The organism is Yinghuangia sp. ASG 101, assembly GCF_021165735.1.
Lineage (GTDB): Bacteria > Actinomycetota > Actinomycetes > Streptomycetales > Streptomycetaceae > Yinghuangia.
Genome location: NZ_CP088911.1, coordinates 7,211,166 through 7,228,408, shown reverse-complemented (window position 1 = coordinate 7,228,408; position 17,243 = coordinate 7,211,166). Strand labels below are relative to the sequence as shown.

Below are 17,243 nucleotides of genomic sequence, written 5' to 3'. Positions count from 1 at the left end.
GCACGGTCCAGCCGTGCCCGGCGAGGACGAGTTGCTTCTGCATCCACAGGGAGTCGGTCTGGGCGACGAGTCGAGGCCGGTCCCGGTCTGCGCGGTTGCCTCGTCGATCAGCGTACGCAGCGCGGGACCGGCCGTCGGCATAACCAAAGGGTGTTCGGCGACCCTCGCGATGGGGACCGGTTCGTCCGAGCGCAGGGCCGCCGCTCGGCGGCGCGACCACCCACAGGTCGCCCGCCGCTGACCACGGGGTGGGTGTTTCAGCGCGGAAGTGGTGTGCAGGTCATACAACAGGCTCAAGTCGAGGACTCCGTTGTCGAGTCACGGCTGAGATGTCCGGATTCCCGGTGAACAGGCGCAGTTCAATGCCGGGGTAGTCCCGTGCCAGGGCCGACACGAGGGGCTCGTCCGCCTCCACGGCCGTGACCACGATGTTGTCGACCGTCGGGAACAGCAGCTCCTCCGGACGACTCAAGATCTCTTCTCCGGGCAGGATCTTCAGGCCAACGACCCATACAGCGAGCTGCTTCCGGATAACTACACAGCGTGAAGAGGTAACGGAACCCATATGACCCGACAAAATCGATCGCCTATTCGCTGCTTCTTGTCGAGGTTTCTCCCGGTCGTGCCGACTTGGTCGCGGTTGGACGGCGACGGCCGGAGCCGGCTGCGAAGCGTCCTGCCCCGGCCACTCGCTTGTAGGGGGACACCAAGAAGATGACGGGTCACAATCGGATGGTCGCCGGGGCCTGCCACAGTCCGATCAAGGCGTCGACGAGTCCGGTTGCGGCCTGGGGCCAGTTCATGTGCGGGTCCCTGGGGTGTGTGGCCAGCCAGTGTTCATGCTCGGCCCACGTGGAGATCATCAGCTGGCGGGTCATGCTCCGTCGCTGGTTCCGGACCGGAACCGGGAGATCAGGCAGCAACAGGTCCAGCCGTTCGAGGATGGCGTGCAGTGAAGGCGATGACATCGCGTCCTCACGCAGGATCCTACGGTATGCGGGATAGGTCGCCACCTGCGCGCCGAACCGGGCGAAATAGGTTGGAGCGGGCAGGCTTTCGAGGTACTCCGGCAGTGGTCTGGCCAGGCAGCTCAGCCACACGCGTACGTCCTGATCGTCGGCGGCGTCGGCGACCAGGCGGGCCCGGATACGCTCCACCGGCCGGCGGTGCCGGTGCGTGATCGCCCGCACCAACTCCACCTGCCCGCCGAAGTGGTAGCCGACGGAGGAATTGTTGCCCTGCCCGGCGGCCGCACTGATCTGACGATTCGACACCGACAGGCCCTCTTCGGCGAACAACCGCTCGGCGGTGACCAAGATCAGCTCGCGCGTCGCAGCGGCACGATCCTGCTTGAGCCGCTCTCGGGTATCTGTCTTGGCTGCCATCGGCATCCTCTCCATGCGGCGTGGCCGCCGCACAACACCCTGACCCTCGACAAACGCGGGAGTCGGCATCATACCACCCGTAAGTCAAGCAGTTGACTTATGAATGCGGGGAGTCCTATGTTCCGTGCGAACGACCCGACCGCAGATCGGCAGCGATCAGTAGCCTTCGACTCGACCCGAGGTGACCATGCGCAAGCTCCGATTTCCGGCTGCAGCGGCGGCAGCCGTGCTCCTCGCGACCACAGCCACAGCGGCCCATGCCTCCCCCGGCCGCCCGTCGCCAACCCTGACGGTGACCATCGACGCCTCCGGCAAGGGCGGACCGAGCATTCCCGAGGATTTCCTCGGCCTGTCGATCGGAGTGCAAACGCTGCATGAGCCGTGGGTGAGCACAGATCACGGCAACCTGGCCCGCTTGCTGGGCAACCTCGGCCGCAGTTCGATGCGGTTCGCCGCCAATGGCGCCGACGAGACCGCCTGGCAGCCAGACCCCTCGGTACCGCCGCCCCCGTGGGCCAACGGGCAGGTCATCACCCCGGCCGACCTCGCTCGCGCAGGTGCCTTGGCACGGAGCGTCCAGTGGTCGATCGACCTGGGCGTCAACCTCGCGCACGACGACCCGGCCGCCGCCGCCGACCTGGCCGCCAGTGGACAGCGCCACCTCGGCCCGCTGCTGCGCTCCATCCAACTCGGCAACGAACCGAACCTGTTCGAGACGTACCGCGGCATCCCCGGCTACACCCCGGACGCCTACGTCAAACAGGCCACCACCTATGTGGACGCGATCAACAAGTCCGCGCCCGGCGTACCCCTTTCCGGCCCGGACGCCGCGGGATTCCTGTGGGGCGTGCCGCAGGCCGATCCGCTGACCAAGCCGATACCGAGTTGGTGGTCGGCTTACGTGAACGCATTCGGTCGCACAACCCGATTCCTCGACCAGCACTACTATCCGCTGGTCAACAGTCCCAACATCGAGACACCGGCAACGATCGACAACATGCTGTCCCCGGCGATCGTCGCGAACACCAAGGACTTCCTCGAACTGTTCGCCCGCCAGGCCCGCGCGGCCGGGCTGCCGGCGCACCTGTCGGAGACCAACAACGTCGCCAACGGCGGCAAGGAGGGGGTGTCCAACACGTTCGCCGCGGCACTGTGGACCGTCGACTACGCGCTGACGGCCGCCAACGCGGGCATCAGCGGAATGAACTTCCACCAGTCGCCCAAGAAGTGCTACGGCTACACCTGGCTGTGCCTCCCCGACCAGAACGCCGAGACCGCCGGCCGGCTGCAGGCGCAGCCCTCCTACTACGCCGGTCTGCTGGTCTCCACCCTGCGCGGAGGACGATTCCTGCCCGCTCGGGTGTCGGGCACCTCCGCGAACGTCACCGCCTACGCCCTGCGGATGCCCGACGGCAAGATCCGGGTTGTGATCAACAACCTCGACAAGAACCTGAAGGGCAGCGTCGCCGTGAAGATCAAGGGCGGCGATGCCCTCAAGGCCACGCTCCAGCGCCTGGAGGGCCCCTCGCTCGACGCGACCTCGGGAGTGCGCTTCGCCGGCTCCCAGGTAGCGGCCGACGGCAGCTTCATCCCGGCTAAGCCCCACCGGCTCCCCGTCACCCGCGACACCGTCCACGTCCCCCTCACCACCCCGACCGCGATCCTGCTGGACATCGGCGGCCGGCGACGATGACTGAGGCGGCGGAAGCGTCCTGAACAGGAACCTTCCTCGTCCGGCGGCCCACCGGCACTATCGACCGGGCTGGAGCCGGAGGATCGGACCGGAATATGGCGGTACAGGCTGAGTCCGCTGTCGGTCCGGTGACGGGTGCTCAGCCAGGCTGATCGGGCTCGTCGCCAAACGGCCGGACCGCCGCCGCGCCCGCGGGCCCCACCGCCAGGAAGTCCTGACAGCGTTGTGCCGCCTGCCCTACCCCCTCGGGTGGGGCAGGCGTCTTTGTGGAACCGCATACGTGGGTGGTCTCCGCGAGTGGCATGGTTTGCCGCCGGTCAGAGGGCTGTCGCGGGTTCCTGAAGACTGACCCCCAGGAGTCCCTTGGGTTCTCAGCTTGACTCTGTCGGTGATCTTGGTTGGAGGGGCTCAACTTCCGAGCCTTCGCCAGGACTTCGACCGGGGGATGTCGTTGCGGTCCAGGAAGAGCCGGAAGGCGGTCGGTGGTCTCGGAGGGGAGGCGTTCTCGTTCTCGGGTCGGCCGCCGAGGCGTTCGATGTTGACGACGTCGGTACGGCGCCAAGCACGAGGCGGAGAGGCAGGTCGTCCGGAGCGGACACACAAGGTCTTCACCGCGGCACCGCCCGGCAAGCTGAGGCCGGGTAGCGGTCGCCCCGACCGGGCAACCGCAGGCCCTCAAGGTGTGGGTGCCGCTCACGGCAAGGCCGAATCTCGGGCCGTCGCCGACACGCACCATGGTCTCGAAGGCGGCGCGCGTGCGGGGCCGGTGTGCTCATCGGCGACGCGCGAGACGTCGCATGCGGTGCGGCCTCGCGCGACAAACGTGTGTGGGATTGGTCATGTCGAACGGCTTCGAGGGGACAGTGGCCGAGCGAGCAGTGGGGCGCCTTTCAGGGCGTGGCCGGGACCTGAGCGCTGTTCTTGTCCGGCGGGTGGGCCGGGCGTGCGTCTGGTTACGGGTCCGAGGGCGGGCGGGGCGGCATGCGAGGAACTGCACTTGCCGAATCCGCCAACCCCGCGGCCGAGGTTTCGAGCCTGCGGAATACTGTGCGTATGGCAGAAGCGACAAATCCGTTGGGCGCGGGCGCCGAGGGGTCGGATACGCCGTACCGGCCATTCATGCACCTCACGGTGGCGAACACCGCGCTGTATCGGCGGGTGATGGGCGTCTTCGTGCAGGCGAAACGCGAGTTCGTCGTGCACCTGCGCCCTGAGGACGTGCATTTGGGGCTGCCTGTCGAGGAGCGGCCGACGCTGGAATCGGTCGGCGCGGCACTGGACCAACTCGCGAAATGGGGCAATCTGCGCGCTGATCCGGATACCGGGCGTGTGACCGCGCTGGAGGACTTCTACCGGGCGCGGAGCATCTACCAGCTCACCGAGGCCGGCGAGGCGGTCGAAGAGGCGCTCGTGGCCTACGACGAGCGGCTCGGTCGCCGTGGAGAGCTCCAGGCCGTCGCGTTGGCGGACATCGCGGCGCAGTTGCGGGCGGTGCTGGCGCTGGTGCACGGAAGCCCGCAGGATGCCTCTCGCGGTGGGAACGCGACCGGCGCCGACCGCGGCGACGGGGCCGGGGAAGCCGACCCGGCCGTGGCCTACCTGCTGCTCCGCGGCCTCATGGACCGCTTCACCGGGCTCGCCGACAACGCGCGCGCGTTCATGGGGTCGCTGCAGCGCACCGTAGACTTGCACGAGGCCGAGGTGGAGGTCTTCCTCGCGTACAAGGAACGCCTCATCGAGTACTTGGAGCGCTTCGTCGAGGACCTGGTCACCCGGGGCGCGGAGATCGCCGGGTTGCTCGACCGGTTGGGCACCCCCTCGGGCGGCCCGGTCGCACCGCTGCTGCGCCTGGCCGCCGAGCGCGACGCCGCCGACGCCGCGCCGGACCAGGCGGATTCCGCGCTCGCCGAGGCCGAGGCACGCTGGTGCGGCCGTTGGGACGGGCTGCGCGCCTGGTTCGTGAGTGTGCCGGGGCGCAGTGCACAGGCTCGGCTGCTGCGCACCGCCGCCCGCCAGGCGATCCCGCAACTGCTGGGAGTAGTCCAGGCATTGAACGCCCGCCGCGCGGGACGCTCGGACCGCTCCGCGGACTTCCGGGAGCTGGCCCGGTGGTTCGCCGACGCGCCGGACGACAACGCGCGGCACCGGTTGTGGCGTTCGGCGTTCGGCCTCCACTCCGCGCGCCATCTGACCATCGATCCGGAGTCTCTGGCGGAACGCGAGGCCGAGCCGGTGCCGCCCTCAGCGTCGTGGCACGACGCGCCGGGTGTGCGGATCAGCCCGCAGCTTCGCCGCACCGGTTCGTACGAGCGCCGCGGCCGGGGGCACGCGGTGCGCGACCGCACCGAGGCCAAGGCGTATCTGGCTCAGTTGTCGCGCAAGCAGGCCGAACAGACCGCCGCGGCTCGCGCCCGCCTGGACACCGGCGGTGAAATCCTGCTCAGCCGGCTGGGCGAGTTGGACCCAGAGGCGTTCCGGCTGTTTCTGGTTCTGCTGGGCGACGCGTTGTCGGCGTGGCGGCCAGGTGACGACGGCGTGACCGCGACGACGAACGACGGCAGCATGGAAATCCGACTGACCCGCGTGCCCGGTGCGGGACGGGTTGAGATCCCGACCGCGGACGGGGTTCTCGCCGGGCCCGAACACCGGGTCGAGATCCGGGACTTGGGCCTCGGCAGCGTGTCCGTGCGCACGGGGGCGGCATGACAGGCAGTCGCCTGCAGGACGCACTCGACGTCCAGCGAGCCACCGAAATACGCCGCGCCGCAAGGGCACTGCTGCGCAGGCCGCTGCTGCGCACAGGCTCGGACGAGTTCCGGTTGGTGCGCCAGCATGCGTCGGAACTGCGCAAGTGGTTCGAGCGCAACGCCGGATGGTCACTGCTGGTCGATGCCGAGACCGCACGTCTGCGCCGCATCCCCGGCCGCGACGAAGACCCCACCCACCCGGCCCGCGACCTACGCACCGAACTGCCGTTCTCGCGCCGCCGCTACGTGCTGGCCTGTCTGTGCCTGGCGGTGCTGGAGCGCGCCGAACACCAGATCGCGCTCGGACGGTTGGCCGAGCACGTCGTGGCGGCCGCGGCGGACCCGGAACTCGTGGCTGCGGGCGTGGAGTTCACCCTCGCCGACCGCGAACAGCGGACGGATCTGGTCGCGGTGGTCCGACTGCTCATCGACTGGGGCGTGCTGTCCCGGGTGGCCGGTGACGAGGAGGCGTTCCTCAAGGCGTCCGGCGATGCCCTGTACGACGTCGCACGCCGTGTGCTCGCAGGGATGTTGGTGTCACGCCGCGGCCCGAGCACGGTCCGCGCCACGGAGTTCGAAGCCCGGCTTGCGGAACTCAACTCCGAGGTCCTGCCGGACAGCGACGAGCTGCGCAACCGCGCGCTGCGCCACCGACTGACCCGGCGACTGCTGGACGATCCGGTGCTCTACTTCGACGAGTTGGACGATGCGGAGGCCGCGTACCTGGCCTCGCAGCGTGGCGCCGTGACCCGCCGCATCACTGAACTCACCGGCCTGGTGCCCGAAGTGCGAGCCGAGGGGCTGGCCATGGTCGACCCGGACGACGACCTCACCGACCTGCGCATGCCTGAGCAGGGCACGGACGGGCACCTCGCGCTGCTACTCGCCGAGTTCCTCGCGGAACGCGGCGGCCCGGCGACGGTGCCCGACCTGGAGCGGCAGGCGGCGTCGTGGGCGCTGGAGCACGCCGGATTCTGGCGACGCACCGCCACCCAGCCGGGCGCCGAGGCCGCATTGGTCGCGCAAGCCGTGGAACGGCTGGAGGCCCTGGGGCTGGTCGAACGCGGCACCGGTGCCGAGGGCCTGCCGATGGTCCGGCCGCGCCCCGCACTGGATCGTTACCGCATCGGCGAGGCAGTGGTACTGGAACCGGGCCAAAGCCCACCGAGGAAACGTGCCAAGAACCGCACCCGCAACAAATCCAGGAAGAGCGGCAGTCAGTGACCGAGACAGTACGCCCGCGGCTTCCGGGCGGAGCAGCGCAGCTCGTCCCGCCCCAGGCCATGCCTCTCGATACGCCGCGGGGCGCCCGCGCGCTGCCCGAGCCGATGCGCGACCGCTGGCAGCCTCTGCGTATCGGTCTCGTCGACATGTTCTACTACGACATCGAGGAGTTCTGGTTCCGCGACGGGCGCCTGCTGCTGCGCGGCAACAACGGCACCGGCAAGTCCAAGGTTCTCGCCCTCACGCTGCCGTTTCTCCTCGACGGCGACCTGTCCGCGCACCGGGTGGAGCCGGACGCCGATCCGAAGAAGCGCATGGAGTGGAACCTGCTCCTCGGCGGGGAGCATCCGCACCCCGAGCGGCTCGGCTACACCTGGATCGAATTCGGGCGCGTCGCCGAAGACGGCACCGCGCACTACCTGACGCTCGGCTGCGGGCTCAAGGCGGTCAGCGGACGCGGCATCGCCCGACATTGGTACTTCGTTGTCCCCGACCGCCGCATCGGAGCCGATTCGGTGGACGGCGGACTGCGGCTGCTCGACGGTGCGGGCGCGGCGCTCGCCCGGGACCGTCTCGCCGACGCGATCAGCCCCCACGGCATGGTGTACGACTCCGCACGCTCGTATCGGCGCGCCGTGGACGAGGCGCTGTTCGGGCTCGGTGAGCAGCGTTACGCGGCGCTCGTGGACCTGCTCGTGCAACTGCGTCAACCGCAACTGTCCAAGCGGCCAAGCGAGAAGGCGCTGTCCAAGGCCCTCACCGAGGCACTCCCGCCGATGGATCAAGCCGTACTGGCCGATGTCGCCGAAGCGCTGCGGACACTCGACGAGGAACGCGAGGAACTGGCCGCCATGGAGTCGGCGCAGCGGGCTTCCGCCGGATTCCTGACGCACTATCAGCGCTACGCACGGGTGGCCGCACGTCGCAAAGCCCGCGTGCCACGCGTGCACCACTCCCGCTACGAGTCGCTGCGCGCCGAACTGAACGACGCCGACACCGAGTACAAGTCCGCCGGAACCGCGCTGCGGGAAGCCGAAGCGCGGCTGGTCGAAATCGGGCAGGAGCGGGCTGCCCTGCGGGCCCGCGACGAGGTACTGCGAGCGAGCCCCGAGATGCGCAGCGCCCGCGAGTTGGAGCAGGCGGTCAAGGAAGCGGCGCGGACCGGGGGCGAGGTCGCGCGCGCCACCGCGGACGCCGACCGGGCCGAGGGCGAACGGGCCCGCGCTGCCGGGCGCGAGGCCGCGGCCCGCGACCGGCTCGCCGCGGCCGAAAGGGCGTACGAGGGCGCCGCCCGGAACTCCGCGGACGCCGCGTCGGGCGCAGGCGTGGCCGATGCCCATGAGCGGCGGGTACTGCGTCCGTTGGACGACAGCGACGCCATCGCCGCGGCCCGGACCGCGGCGGAGGACATCGCCGACCGGCGCCTGCGGGCCGTGGCCCACCTTGAGGAGGTGGGAAGGCGCTCCGAGGAAGCCGGCCGAGCCCGCGATACCGCGCGCCGCCGACTCGAGGACGCGGACGCCGAACTCGCCCGCCGCGCGAACCTGCGCACCGAGTGCGTCACGGCGGCGGGACAGGCCGGATCCGATTACCACGACGCGGTACGCGGGCATTTCGCCGCCTGCACGGTGCTCCGCCCCCGGGATGTGGTCGGCGTACTCGACGAACTGGCCGCCTGGACCACCACGCTGCACGGCCCCGACCCAGCGCGGGCCGCCGCCGACAGAGCGGCGGCCGAGGTCGCCGACGACCTCGCGGAACGCCGAGCGGCGACGTCCACCGCGCGCACGGACAACCGCGCCCGCCATGGCGAACTCACGGCCGAACTGGAGGCGTTGCTCGCGGGTCGGCGCGATGACCCGAAACCACCGCCGACGCGCGGTGCCGGAGTGCGCGACCAGGTGCCCGGGGCCCCGTTGTGGCGATTGGTGGACCACCGTCCCGATGGGGCGTGCATCCTCGCTGACGACCAACGTGCCGGGCTGGAGGCGGCCTTGGAGGCCGCCGGGTTGCTCGATGCGTGGATCGCGCCGGACGGCCTGGCACCCGCGAAGGGTTGGGACACCGCGCTGACCGCAGGACCTCCTGTCTCCGGAACCTCTCTGGCCGATGTGCTGGTCCCTGCCGTTGACCGTGACGATCCGGCCGCCGTCACGGTGTCCGACGAAGTTGTGGCCGACATCCTGGCCCGGATCGGATTGGTCCCCCGCGGCAGACCCATGCCGGCTGACGGCAGCCACGTTTCCACCGACGGCCGCTTCCGTCTCGGGACATTGACCGGCCGATGGCACAAGCCGCTGGCCGAGTACCTGGGCGAAACCGCGCGGGAACTGGCCCGCAGGGCCCGCACGGACGCGATCGAAACCGAACTGGTGGTGCTCGATTCCGAATTGCGGGAGCTGGAGGAACAGGCCGGATACATCGCACGCCTCCAGGAGGCGCTGGTCTCGGAGCGTACGCTGCCCGACGACGCCCGGCTCCGCTCCGCGCACGCGGCGACGGCTGTCGCGGAGCGCGAACTCTCCCACGCGGCTGAGCACCGTACACGGGTCGAGGAGCAGGCCGCTGCCGCCACGGCGGCAGCGGAGCAGGCCGGCGATGAGGTCCGGCGCACCGCGGCCGAGCTCGACCTGCCCGCGGATACGGCCACCTTGCGCGTGGTCCGCGAGGCACTGCACGAATATCGAACCTGCCTCGCGGAACTATGGCCCGCGGTACGCGAACACCGCGCCGCCCGGGACGCCGTGGCCACCGAGACCGTTGAGCACGCACGTGCGGCCGAGCACGCCGCGGAGCTGGACGAGCGCCTCCGCGTCGCGGCCGAGGACGCCGCCGCGTCGGCGGAGCGCCGGGACACCTTGCAGGACTCGGTCGGCGCCGCGGTCGCCGACCTGCAGGCGAAGCTGGAGGACGTCGCGCGGCGGCTCGCGGACTGCGACCGTGGCGAAAAGACCGCGCGTGACCTGGAGTTGGCAGCCACAGCCCGCCAGGCTGCCGCCGAAACCCTGCGCGTCCGGGTGCGCGCCCAGATCGACGAATGCGTGCTCGCCCGGACGGAAGCGATCGAGACGCTGCGCCGTTTCGCCGCCACCGGTCTGCTCGCGGTCGCCCTGCCGGAGATGGCGACGACCGACCAGTCGTGGGCCCCGGAGCCCGCGGTCCGGCTGGCCCGCGCCATCGAACGGCAGTTGGAGGAAACCGATGACGCCGACCCGGTGTGGGAGCGCGTGCAGCGCCGGATCACCGAGGAGCTGAAAGAACTCTCCGACGCCCTGGCCCGGCACGGACACACTGCCGCGGCCAGGATGCTGGACGACGGACTGGTCGTCGACGTGGTCTTTCAAGGCCGAGAGCGGTCCGTACCGGAACTTTCCGAGGCTCTGGAGCACGAGGTCGAGGACCGTCGGCGGCTGCTGTCGGCTCGGGAACAGGAGATCCTGGAAAACCACTTGATCACCGAAGTGGCGGGAACCCTGCAAGAGTTGATCGGCGCGGCCGAGCGCCAGGTGGTTGCCATGAACCGGGAGCTGGCCGACCGTCCGACCAGCACCGGCATGGAACTGCGGCTGGTGTGGAAGCCGTCGCGGGAGGCGCCGGCCGGATTGCACGCGGCACGGGAGCGCCTGCTGCGGCAGACCTCCGACGCGTGGACCCCCGCCGACCGGGCGGCGCTGGGCGAGTTCCTGCAAGCGGAGATCGACCAAGCGCGTACGAATGATCCGGCCGGGAGCTGGCTCGACCACCTCACCACCGCGCTGGACTACCGCACCTGGCACACCTTTCACATCGAACGCCACCAGCACGGCAAGTGGGTCACCGCCACCGGCCCCGCCTCCGGCGGGGAGCGCGTGCTGTCCGTGTCACTGCCGCTGTTCGCCGCGGCATCGTCGCACTACGCGTCGGCGGAGAACCCGTACGCCCCCCGCCTGGTGACCCTGGACGAGGCGTTTGCGGGCGTGGACGACGATTCCCGCGCCAAATCGCTCGGCCTGCTCGCCGCGTTCGACCTCGACGTGGTCATGACGTCCGAACGCGAATGGGGCTGCTACCCGGAAGTACCCGGGTTGGCCATCGCCCAGCTCTCCCGGGTGGACGGCATCGCGGCCGTGCTTGTGTCCCGTTGGGAATGGGACGGGCGCCGCCGACACTCCGCGGAGCCCTCCGGTGCCACCGATGACGACGGCATCCCGGACCTGTTCGCATGACCGGGCCAGACGTGCCGAAGCCCGACTGTACGGAATCAGGGTGTGCGGGATCGGAGTTCGTGGCTCCCGCACCGGCTGAGGCCGACGTCCCGCGACTGCGCCGACTGCTCGGCGGCCCCGAACTGGCCTGGCTGGTCGACCGGGTGCGCCGCCGTATGGCCGCCGGACAGCCGCTCGCAGGATCGGTCACCCGGACCGCCGCCACGCCCGCCGAACGCGCCGCGGCCGACCGGCTGCTCGGCCGGGGCGCACGTCCGGGTCGTTCGCTGTCCGTGCGGCTGGAGAGCGTGGACCACCTGTTGCGTGCCAGCGGCGCGGCACCGGGGGGCTTGGCGGCGGCGGTGGTCGTCCTGTCCGGGCCGGTCGAGGTGACCCGGGAGACGGCCGATCGGGTGGCACGGGCGTGGGCGGCGGCATACGTTCCGCTGCACACGTGGTGCGCAGCGTCGGCCGCGCCGGAAGCGGTCCAGGCATGGTGCGCCGACCTGGAGGCCGTCGGCCGCCTGCGCCGCTTGGCCCAAGGTGATCCGGTCCAGGCCCGCAACCTTGCCGACCAGGCCGTGGCGGTGTTGTCGGCGCTACCGGCGGCGGGGGTCACGCTCGCGGTGCTGGCGGCGCGTACTGTCGGCGACGCGCACGCGCTGGACCCGGGTCGGCCGCTGGCCGCTCTGGTCGTCTCGGCACTGCGCGCGTGGGCGGACAACCCGCCCGAGGACATCCACAGCGCGGAAGGGCGCCGCGCTCTGTGGGCGTCGGCCGGGGTGGCGGTGGATGTGCTGTCCTCCCGCGTACTCTGTCTCGGCCTGCCCGGTGGCACGCACACCACCACCAGCCGCATCCTTGCGGAAGCGGCTCGGGCGGGCGAGCCGACCGTCCTGACGGTGCGCCAGCTCGGCCGCGGTGAACAGCACTTCGGTGTGGCCGGCAAGCGCGTCTTCGTGTGCGAGAACCCAGCCGTCGTCGCCGAGGCCGCAGAGGCACTCGGGGCCGACTGCCCCCCACTGGTGTGCGTCGAAGGCAACCTGTCGGTCGCCGCGCGGTTGTTGCTCACGGGCCTGGCGGCAGAAGGCGGAGAGCTCTCCTGCCACGCGGACTTCGACTGGGGTGGCGTCCGCATTGCGTCCACCGTCATGCGTCTGACCGACGCCCGACCCTGGCGCTACGTACGCGCGGACTACGAGGCCGCGCTGGCCGCGGGCATCGGCTCCGGCGCGCTCGGCGGCACCCCGGCCGCGACCCCCTGGAACCCGGGCCTCGCAACCGCCCTCACAGCGCGCGCAACCCGGGTCGAGGAGGAACACCTGGTCGACACCCTGCTCGCGGACCTTGGGGCGCCACAGTGACGGGTCGCCGCGCTCGATCTTCAACGCTCTCAACCGGGCGCCTTGCCCGTCCGACGCGTCCCGCACGGCTTCGGGGCCGGCACCCGCGAACTCGCAGGACACGGGCCTGTTGCTGAAGGACCTTCGGAGATTTTCGACCAGGCTTCAGCTGAAGGTCACACTGCCTGTGTCGCGGACCATCACACGCTGGTCGACCCGTCTGCGGACGGGGTCGCCGACCGCGCCGCCGAGGAATTGGCAACGGTATCCAGTGTCGGCGTTCTCGTACGGCGTACCGCGCGTGACCAGGACGGAGGCCGGAATCTCGTCGCAGCGCGGGTCGTCGATCGTCTTCATCGTGTTGGCCGCGGTGGTGCGCCAGAACAATTGGTAGACGTTCGCGGCGGTCAGCAGCACGACCGGGGGCGGTGACACCCGGTAGGACACGAACATGGAATTCGGGGGACTGTCGCGGGAGACGGTGACTGCCCAAACCATCTCCAAGCCGTTGTAGACCGTGGAGCATTGGGTGACCGCGCCCGGTGTGAGGTTGATGCGGTCGTTTTCGCAGCGGGCGTTGAGCTCGCCCACGGCACCGGCCATGGTGAGAACCCGTTGCCGCAGATCGATGAGGACGCTGTAGAGCGCTGGATCGCCTGTGGGTACGCCCTGTTTCGCCTCGTCCCGGTCGAGCCATGAGGAAACCCAGCCCGGCTGCGGCCCGGTGAGCGCGACCGGCCGTGCCGTTCCCACGATCGTCGGAGAGGCGGACGCGGACGCAGGGGGTGACGAAAGGGCAGTGGTCGCCGAGGCATCGCCCTCCGCGCCCTTGTCGTCGGTACAGGCGGCAAGTCCCGTCACCGCAAGGACGGAGCTGAGGACAGCGAAGACGACAGCCAGGCGGCGCAATGGACGGGTCGCCTGCCCCGTTCGCTTGGTCACGCGTCCTCCTACCGGATTGCTCGTCGACGCACGCACCCCCGTCGGCCATCACCGCCGCGCATGCACACCCGACCGCATCGCTGCGGAATCCGCCGTCAAGTATTCGTTACAGCACGGCAGTTCGGCAATCAACTCCGGAATCATGTCACGGCCGACCCTGCCGCGCCGCGTCGCCGTCCCATAGGGGGCTTTCTAACCCCGGGTCCCGCCGTGCCTCAGCGCACCGGGCGGTACGTCGCGATGATGACGCCGCTGCTGGTCGGCCGGGCGCTCACCAACTCCAGCTTCTTCAGAGCGCAGAGTTCGCCCGCGAAGTCAACAGGATCGGCACCGAACGCGGACTCCGGCTCCGCTACAACGAATCCGCGGTCTGGCACTGGCGGAACGGCGCTGTCCCGCGCACGCAGGTACACGCTGTGATCCTGGAGGCGTTCGCGCGGCGCCTGCATCGACGGGTCACAGCCGCCGACGCGGGCCTGACCGCCGATCCCGCACCGGACGCCGACACCGGCAACCCCGATACGGTAAAAGGTCTGATCACCCTGGGGAGCGCCGACATGGATCCTTCGCGCCGGTCGATACTGACCGCAGGCCTGTACTCCGTCGTACTCACGGTCCCCGGCTGGCCGGACGGCCCCCAGGACGCAGCCGACAGATTCGGCCGGGTCGGCCGCGACCCGCACACCCGCATCGGCCACCGCGAAGTCGAGGCCGTCGCCGCCATGACCGAGAAAATCAGCGAACTCGACGACCAGTTCGGGGGACGCACAGCACGTCCGATGGCCGCAGCGTTCCTCGTCAACACGATCGTTCCGTGACGAGCGTGCCGACCACCTCGCCCAGCAGTACTACACCAAAGCCCTCGCCCTCGCCCTCGCTGCAGGCGACCACCTGACGTACTGCACCACCCTGCGCGGGATGAGCGTCCAAGCGGTCGACCTCGGTCACCACCGCCACTCACTTCACCTGGCCGACGCAGCGTCGGCCGCCTCCCCCCAGGCCAGGCCCCGCATGCGCGCGTTCCTCGCCGGCCAGCAGGCACACGCAGCCGCCGCCAGCGGCGACCCCGCCGAGGCACTGCGCAGAATCCGCGAAGCCGAAGTCGCCATGGACCAAGCCGAATCCAAGGCAAAACCACACGGATCGTACGACCCGTCCGCGCTGAATTACCACATCGCCCAGGTCCGCTACGAACTCGGCGACAAGGCCGCGTCGTTGGATCACATGGAGGCCTCCGACAAACTGCGGCACTCGGTGTACCGACGCGGCCGGGTCCGGCACCTGGGCATGTTGGCCGAACGGAAGCTCGGAATGGGGCGACTCGAAGAGGCGTGCGCTGACTGGCATCGCGCCCTTGGCGACTACCCGCATGTCCAATCGGGACGATGCGACGACCGCATCCGCGCAATGTTCACGAGCCTGCGCCCCCATTTGAAGAACAGCGCCGCGCGTGGCGTGTACGACCGAGGACGGTCCATGCTGCAATCCCGAGCCTGAACCGCGAGGCCGCAGCAGTCCGCTCTCCCTCGGTGCGACCGCCCAACGCGCACAGGTGATCGGGACGGCGGCGACGACAAGTCAGCAATCGTCGCGGACAGGCAGGCAATTTCAGGCTTGGGCTGCGGTGAGCGTCAAAGCGACCACGTTCACAGTGTTGCGGAGATCGTTCACGCAGGCGGTGGCTCCGGCGGCTTTCAGCACCTGGATGGTGTGATTGCCGGAAGCGACGCCGAGGATTCGCGTGCCTGCCCCGATCGCCGCAGCGACGTCCTTCGGGGTGTCTCCGATCACGATGGTGTGCGCGGCGGAGATCCATGGGCTGTGCTTCGCGCTGGCGCGGTGCAGGGCGAGGCGGACGAGTTCGGGGCGGTCGGTGTGGTCGTCGGCGTAAGCGCCGAGGTCAGGATCCAGGTGGCGGTCGAGTCCGAAGGCGGCGAGTTTGATGTCGGCGACGGCGCGGATGTTTCCCGTGACGACGGTCTGCACAGCTCCGGCGCGGTGGAGTGCGTCGATGGCGGCGTGGGCGCCGGGCAGGGCGTGGCCGTGTTCGCGGAGTTCGGGCAGGCGGTGCAGGTACGCGGCAGCGAGTGCTTCGGCGAATTCCTCGAACCGGTATGCGTCCGGGGGATGGCCGTGGAGGACGGCGGTCTCGCGGAAGATGACCGGTTCCGTGCGGCCGTCGGGAACGGCTTGCTCGCGCATGGGTTCGCCGACGACGCGGGTGTACGCGTCGGCGAAGCACCTGCCGCCCACGCCGTGGGTGACGAGCAGGGTGTGGTCGATGTCCCACAGGATGAGCGGGATCGGCGGCATGGGGTTCCTCCCGGGTGCAGGTACGTCAGCTTCGCACGGGGGCATGCGTCTACCGTGAGGGAGCGACAGAATCCGGTCGGGGAGGCAGGGATGGCGGAAGTTCCGGACAGCGCGATCGGTGCGCGGGTGCGCTTCCACCGTGAGCGCCGTGATCGGACGCAGGCGGTGCTCGCGGGTTTCGTGGGTATCACCGCTGACTACCTGTCGCAGATCGAGCGGGGTGTGAAAACGCCGACGATTGGAGTGCTGCACGATCTTGCCCGGGAGCTACAGGTGCCGATCACCGCGCTGCTCGGCGGCCCCGGGGACGACGAGGATGCCGAGTTCGTGCCGACGCGTGGTGGGTTCGGGCCGGTGGAACGGGCGTTGGTCGGCACATGGCCCGTCGCCCGGGCAGCCGACCGTGTGGACGTAACGGCGCTGCGCGAGCGGGTGGAGGAGGCGTGTCGGACGTACCAGTCCTCGGCCACACGGTTCTCCGCCGCCGCGCTGGTCCTTCCCGATCTGATCGCGGACGCGGAGCGGGCTGTTCGTCAGTTGGGTGCGCCAGCCGACGCTGGCGAACGCCGTGAGGCGCACCGGGCCCGCGCAGACTTGTACTTCCTGCTGCGCAGTTACTGCAAGCGGCAGGGGCGGATGTCGTTGTCGATGCTGGCCGCCGACCGCGCGCTGCACGCGGCGCAGGAGGCTGACGATCCGCTGCGGATTGCGGCGGCGGAGTGGAACTTGGGCCACCACCTGCTCGCGGACAACGAGCTCGACGGTGCCGAGGCGGTGGTGCGGCAGGCTGCGGACGGTCTTGGGCAATGGCGGGCCTCGCCGTCGGTTGCCGCGGTGTACGGGGCGCTGCACCTGGTGTTCGCGGCCACGTTGTCCCGGCGCCGTGACGCGCGCGGGGCGCGCCGGGTCTTGGACGGTCCCGCGTCCGCTGTGGCGGCCGTCAGCGGGGAGGGGAATGTGCTGTGGACGGTGTTCGGGCCCGCGAATGTAGCGGTGCACCGCGTATCGGTGGAGATGGAGGCCGGCAGGCCGAACGCGGGGTTGGAGATCGCGGACCACGTCGACACGGCGGGGATGGCGTCGATCGAGCGCCGCATGACGCACCTCCTTGAAGTCACCCGCTGCTACGAGCAGAGCCGCGACGATCTGGCGGTGCTGCTCCACCTCCAAAATGCCGAGCGTCTGGCGCCGGAGGACGTGCGCGGGAGCAAGATGGCCCGAGAGCTGGTCCGCACTCTGCGGCACCGGGCCCGCCCGTCGTATGCCTCGGACGTCGCTGACCTCGCCGCCCGGGTCGGGCTGCTGGCCAACTAAACCGGATCTGTGGTCTGCCTGCGGCCTGCGGGCGCTCGCCAGGTTCGTTCCGTGGCCCGGAATGCTCACGAGTGACAACCGATGACTGTCCTACCGTG

Annotated in this window: 12 protein-coding genes; 8 read left to right on the top strand and 4 right to left on the bottom strand. The window is 70.2% G+C overall.

The genetic code is table 11. The features are described from left to right. Nucleotides 1-722: 722 nt before the first annotated feature. Nucleotides 723-1,385, bottom strand: coding sequence for a TetR/AcrR family transcriptional regulator (locus tag LO772_RS30905; RefSeq protein ID WP_231775322.1), 663 nt, complete (start codon nt 1,383-1,385; stop codon nt 723-725). 292 nt (nt 1,386-1,677) lie between these two features. Here LO772_RS30905 and LO772_RS30900 point away from each other — a divergent pair, with 292 nt between their 5' ends. From LO772_RS30900 to LO772_RS30880, 5 genes are all read left to right on the top strand, one after another. Continuing rightward, the gene (locus tag LO772_RS30900; protein ID WP_231775321.1) at nt 1,678-3,078 is read left to right on the top strand and encodes a glycosyl hydrolase family 79 C-terminal domain-containing protein; all 1,401 of its coding nucleotides are present in this window, start codon (nt 1,678-1,680) and stop codon (nt 3,076-3,078) included. Between the two features lie 1,053 nt (nt 3,079-4,131). Beyond that, nucleotides 4,132-5,784 (top strand): TIGR02677 family protein, encoded by a 1,653-nt coding sequence (locus tag LO772_RS30895; RefSeq protein WP_231775320.1) that lies wholly within the window; start codon nt 4,132-4,134, stop codon nt 5,782-5,784. Then, nucleotides 5,781-7,049: a TIGR02678 family protein gene (locus LO772_RS30890; protein WP_231775319.1), complete on the top strand. Its 1,269-nt coding sequence runs from the start codon at nt 5,781-5,783 to the stop codon at nt 7,047-7,049. The genes LO772_RS30895 and LO772_RS30890 overlap by 4 nt, the downstream gene beginning before the upstream one ends. Beyond that, nucleotides 7,046-11,254 (top strand): TIGR02680 family protein, encoded by a 4,209-nt coding sequence (locus LO772_RS30885; RefSeq protein WP_231775318.1) that lies wholly within the window; start codon nt 7,046-7,048, stop codon nt 11,252-11,254. The genes LO772_RS30890 and LO772_RS30885 overlap by 4 nt, the downstream gene beginning before the upstream one ends. Before the next feature lie 59 nt (nt 11,255-11,313). After that, nucleotides 11,314-12,597, top strand: coding sequence for a TIGR02679 family protein (locus LO772_RS30880; RefSeq protein WP_231775317.1), 1,284 nt, complete (start codon nt 11,314-11,316; stop codon nt 12,595-12,597). 144 nt (nt 12,598-12,741) lie between these two features. Here the strand turns inward: LO772_RS30880 and LO772_RS30875 are convergent, their stop codons facing one another. Beyond that, on the bottom strand, nt 12,742-13,518 hold the full coding sequence (locus LO772_RS30875; protein ID WP_231775316.1) for a hypothetical protein: 777 nt from the start codon (nt 13,516-13,518) through the stop codon (nt 12,742-12,744). Nucleotides 13,519-13,733: 215 nt separating this feature from the next. Then, complete coding sequence (locus LO772_RS30870) at nt 13,734-13,895, bottom strand: hypothetical protein (RefSeq protein ID WP_231775315.1); 162 nt, start codon at nt 13,893-13,895, stop codon at nt 13,734-13,736. A gap of 39 nt (nt 13,896-13,934) precedes the next feature. Between LO772_RS30870 and LO772_RS30865 the strand changes: the two genes are divergently transcribed. Next, nucleotides 13,935-14,336, top strand: a complete 402-nt coding sequence (locus tag LO772_RS30865) for a hypothetical protein (RefSeq protein ID WP_231775314.1) — start codon at nt 13,935-13,937, stop codon at nt 14,334-14,336. 100 nt (nt 14,337-14,436) lie between these two features. Continuing rightward, entirely contained in the window at nt 14,437-15,015 is a 579-nt protein-coding gene (locus LO772_RS30860) for a hypothetical protein (protein WP_231775313.1), read from the top strand. 111 nt (nt 15,016-15,126) lie between these two features. Here LO772_RS30860 and LO772_RS30855 read toward each other — a convergent pair whose 3' ends face one another. Continuing rightward, nucleotides 15,127-15,831: an HAD family hydrolase gene (locus LO772_RS30855; RefSeq protein ID WP_231775312.1), complete on the bottom strand. Its 705-nt coding sequence runs from the start codon at nt 15,829-15,831 to the stop codon at nt 15,127-15,129. 90 nt (nt 15,832-15,921) lie between these two features. Here LO772_RS30855 and LO772_RS30850 point away from each other — a divergent pair, with 90 nt between their 5' ends. After that, nucleotides 15,922-17,145, top strand: a complete 1,224-nt coding sequence (locus LO772_RS30850; protein ID WP_231775311.1) for a helix-turn-helix domain-containing protein — start codon at nt 15,922-15,924, stop codon at nt 17,143-17,145. Nucleotides 17,146-17,243: the final 98 nt, after the last annotated feature.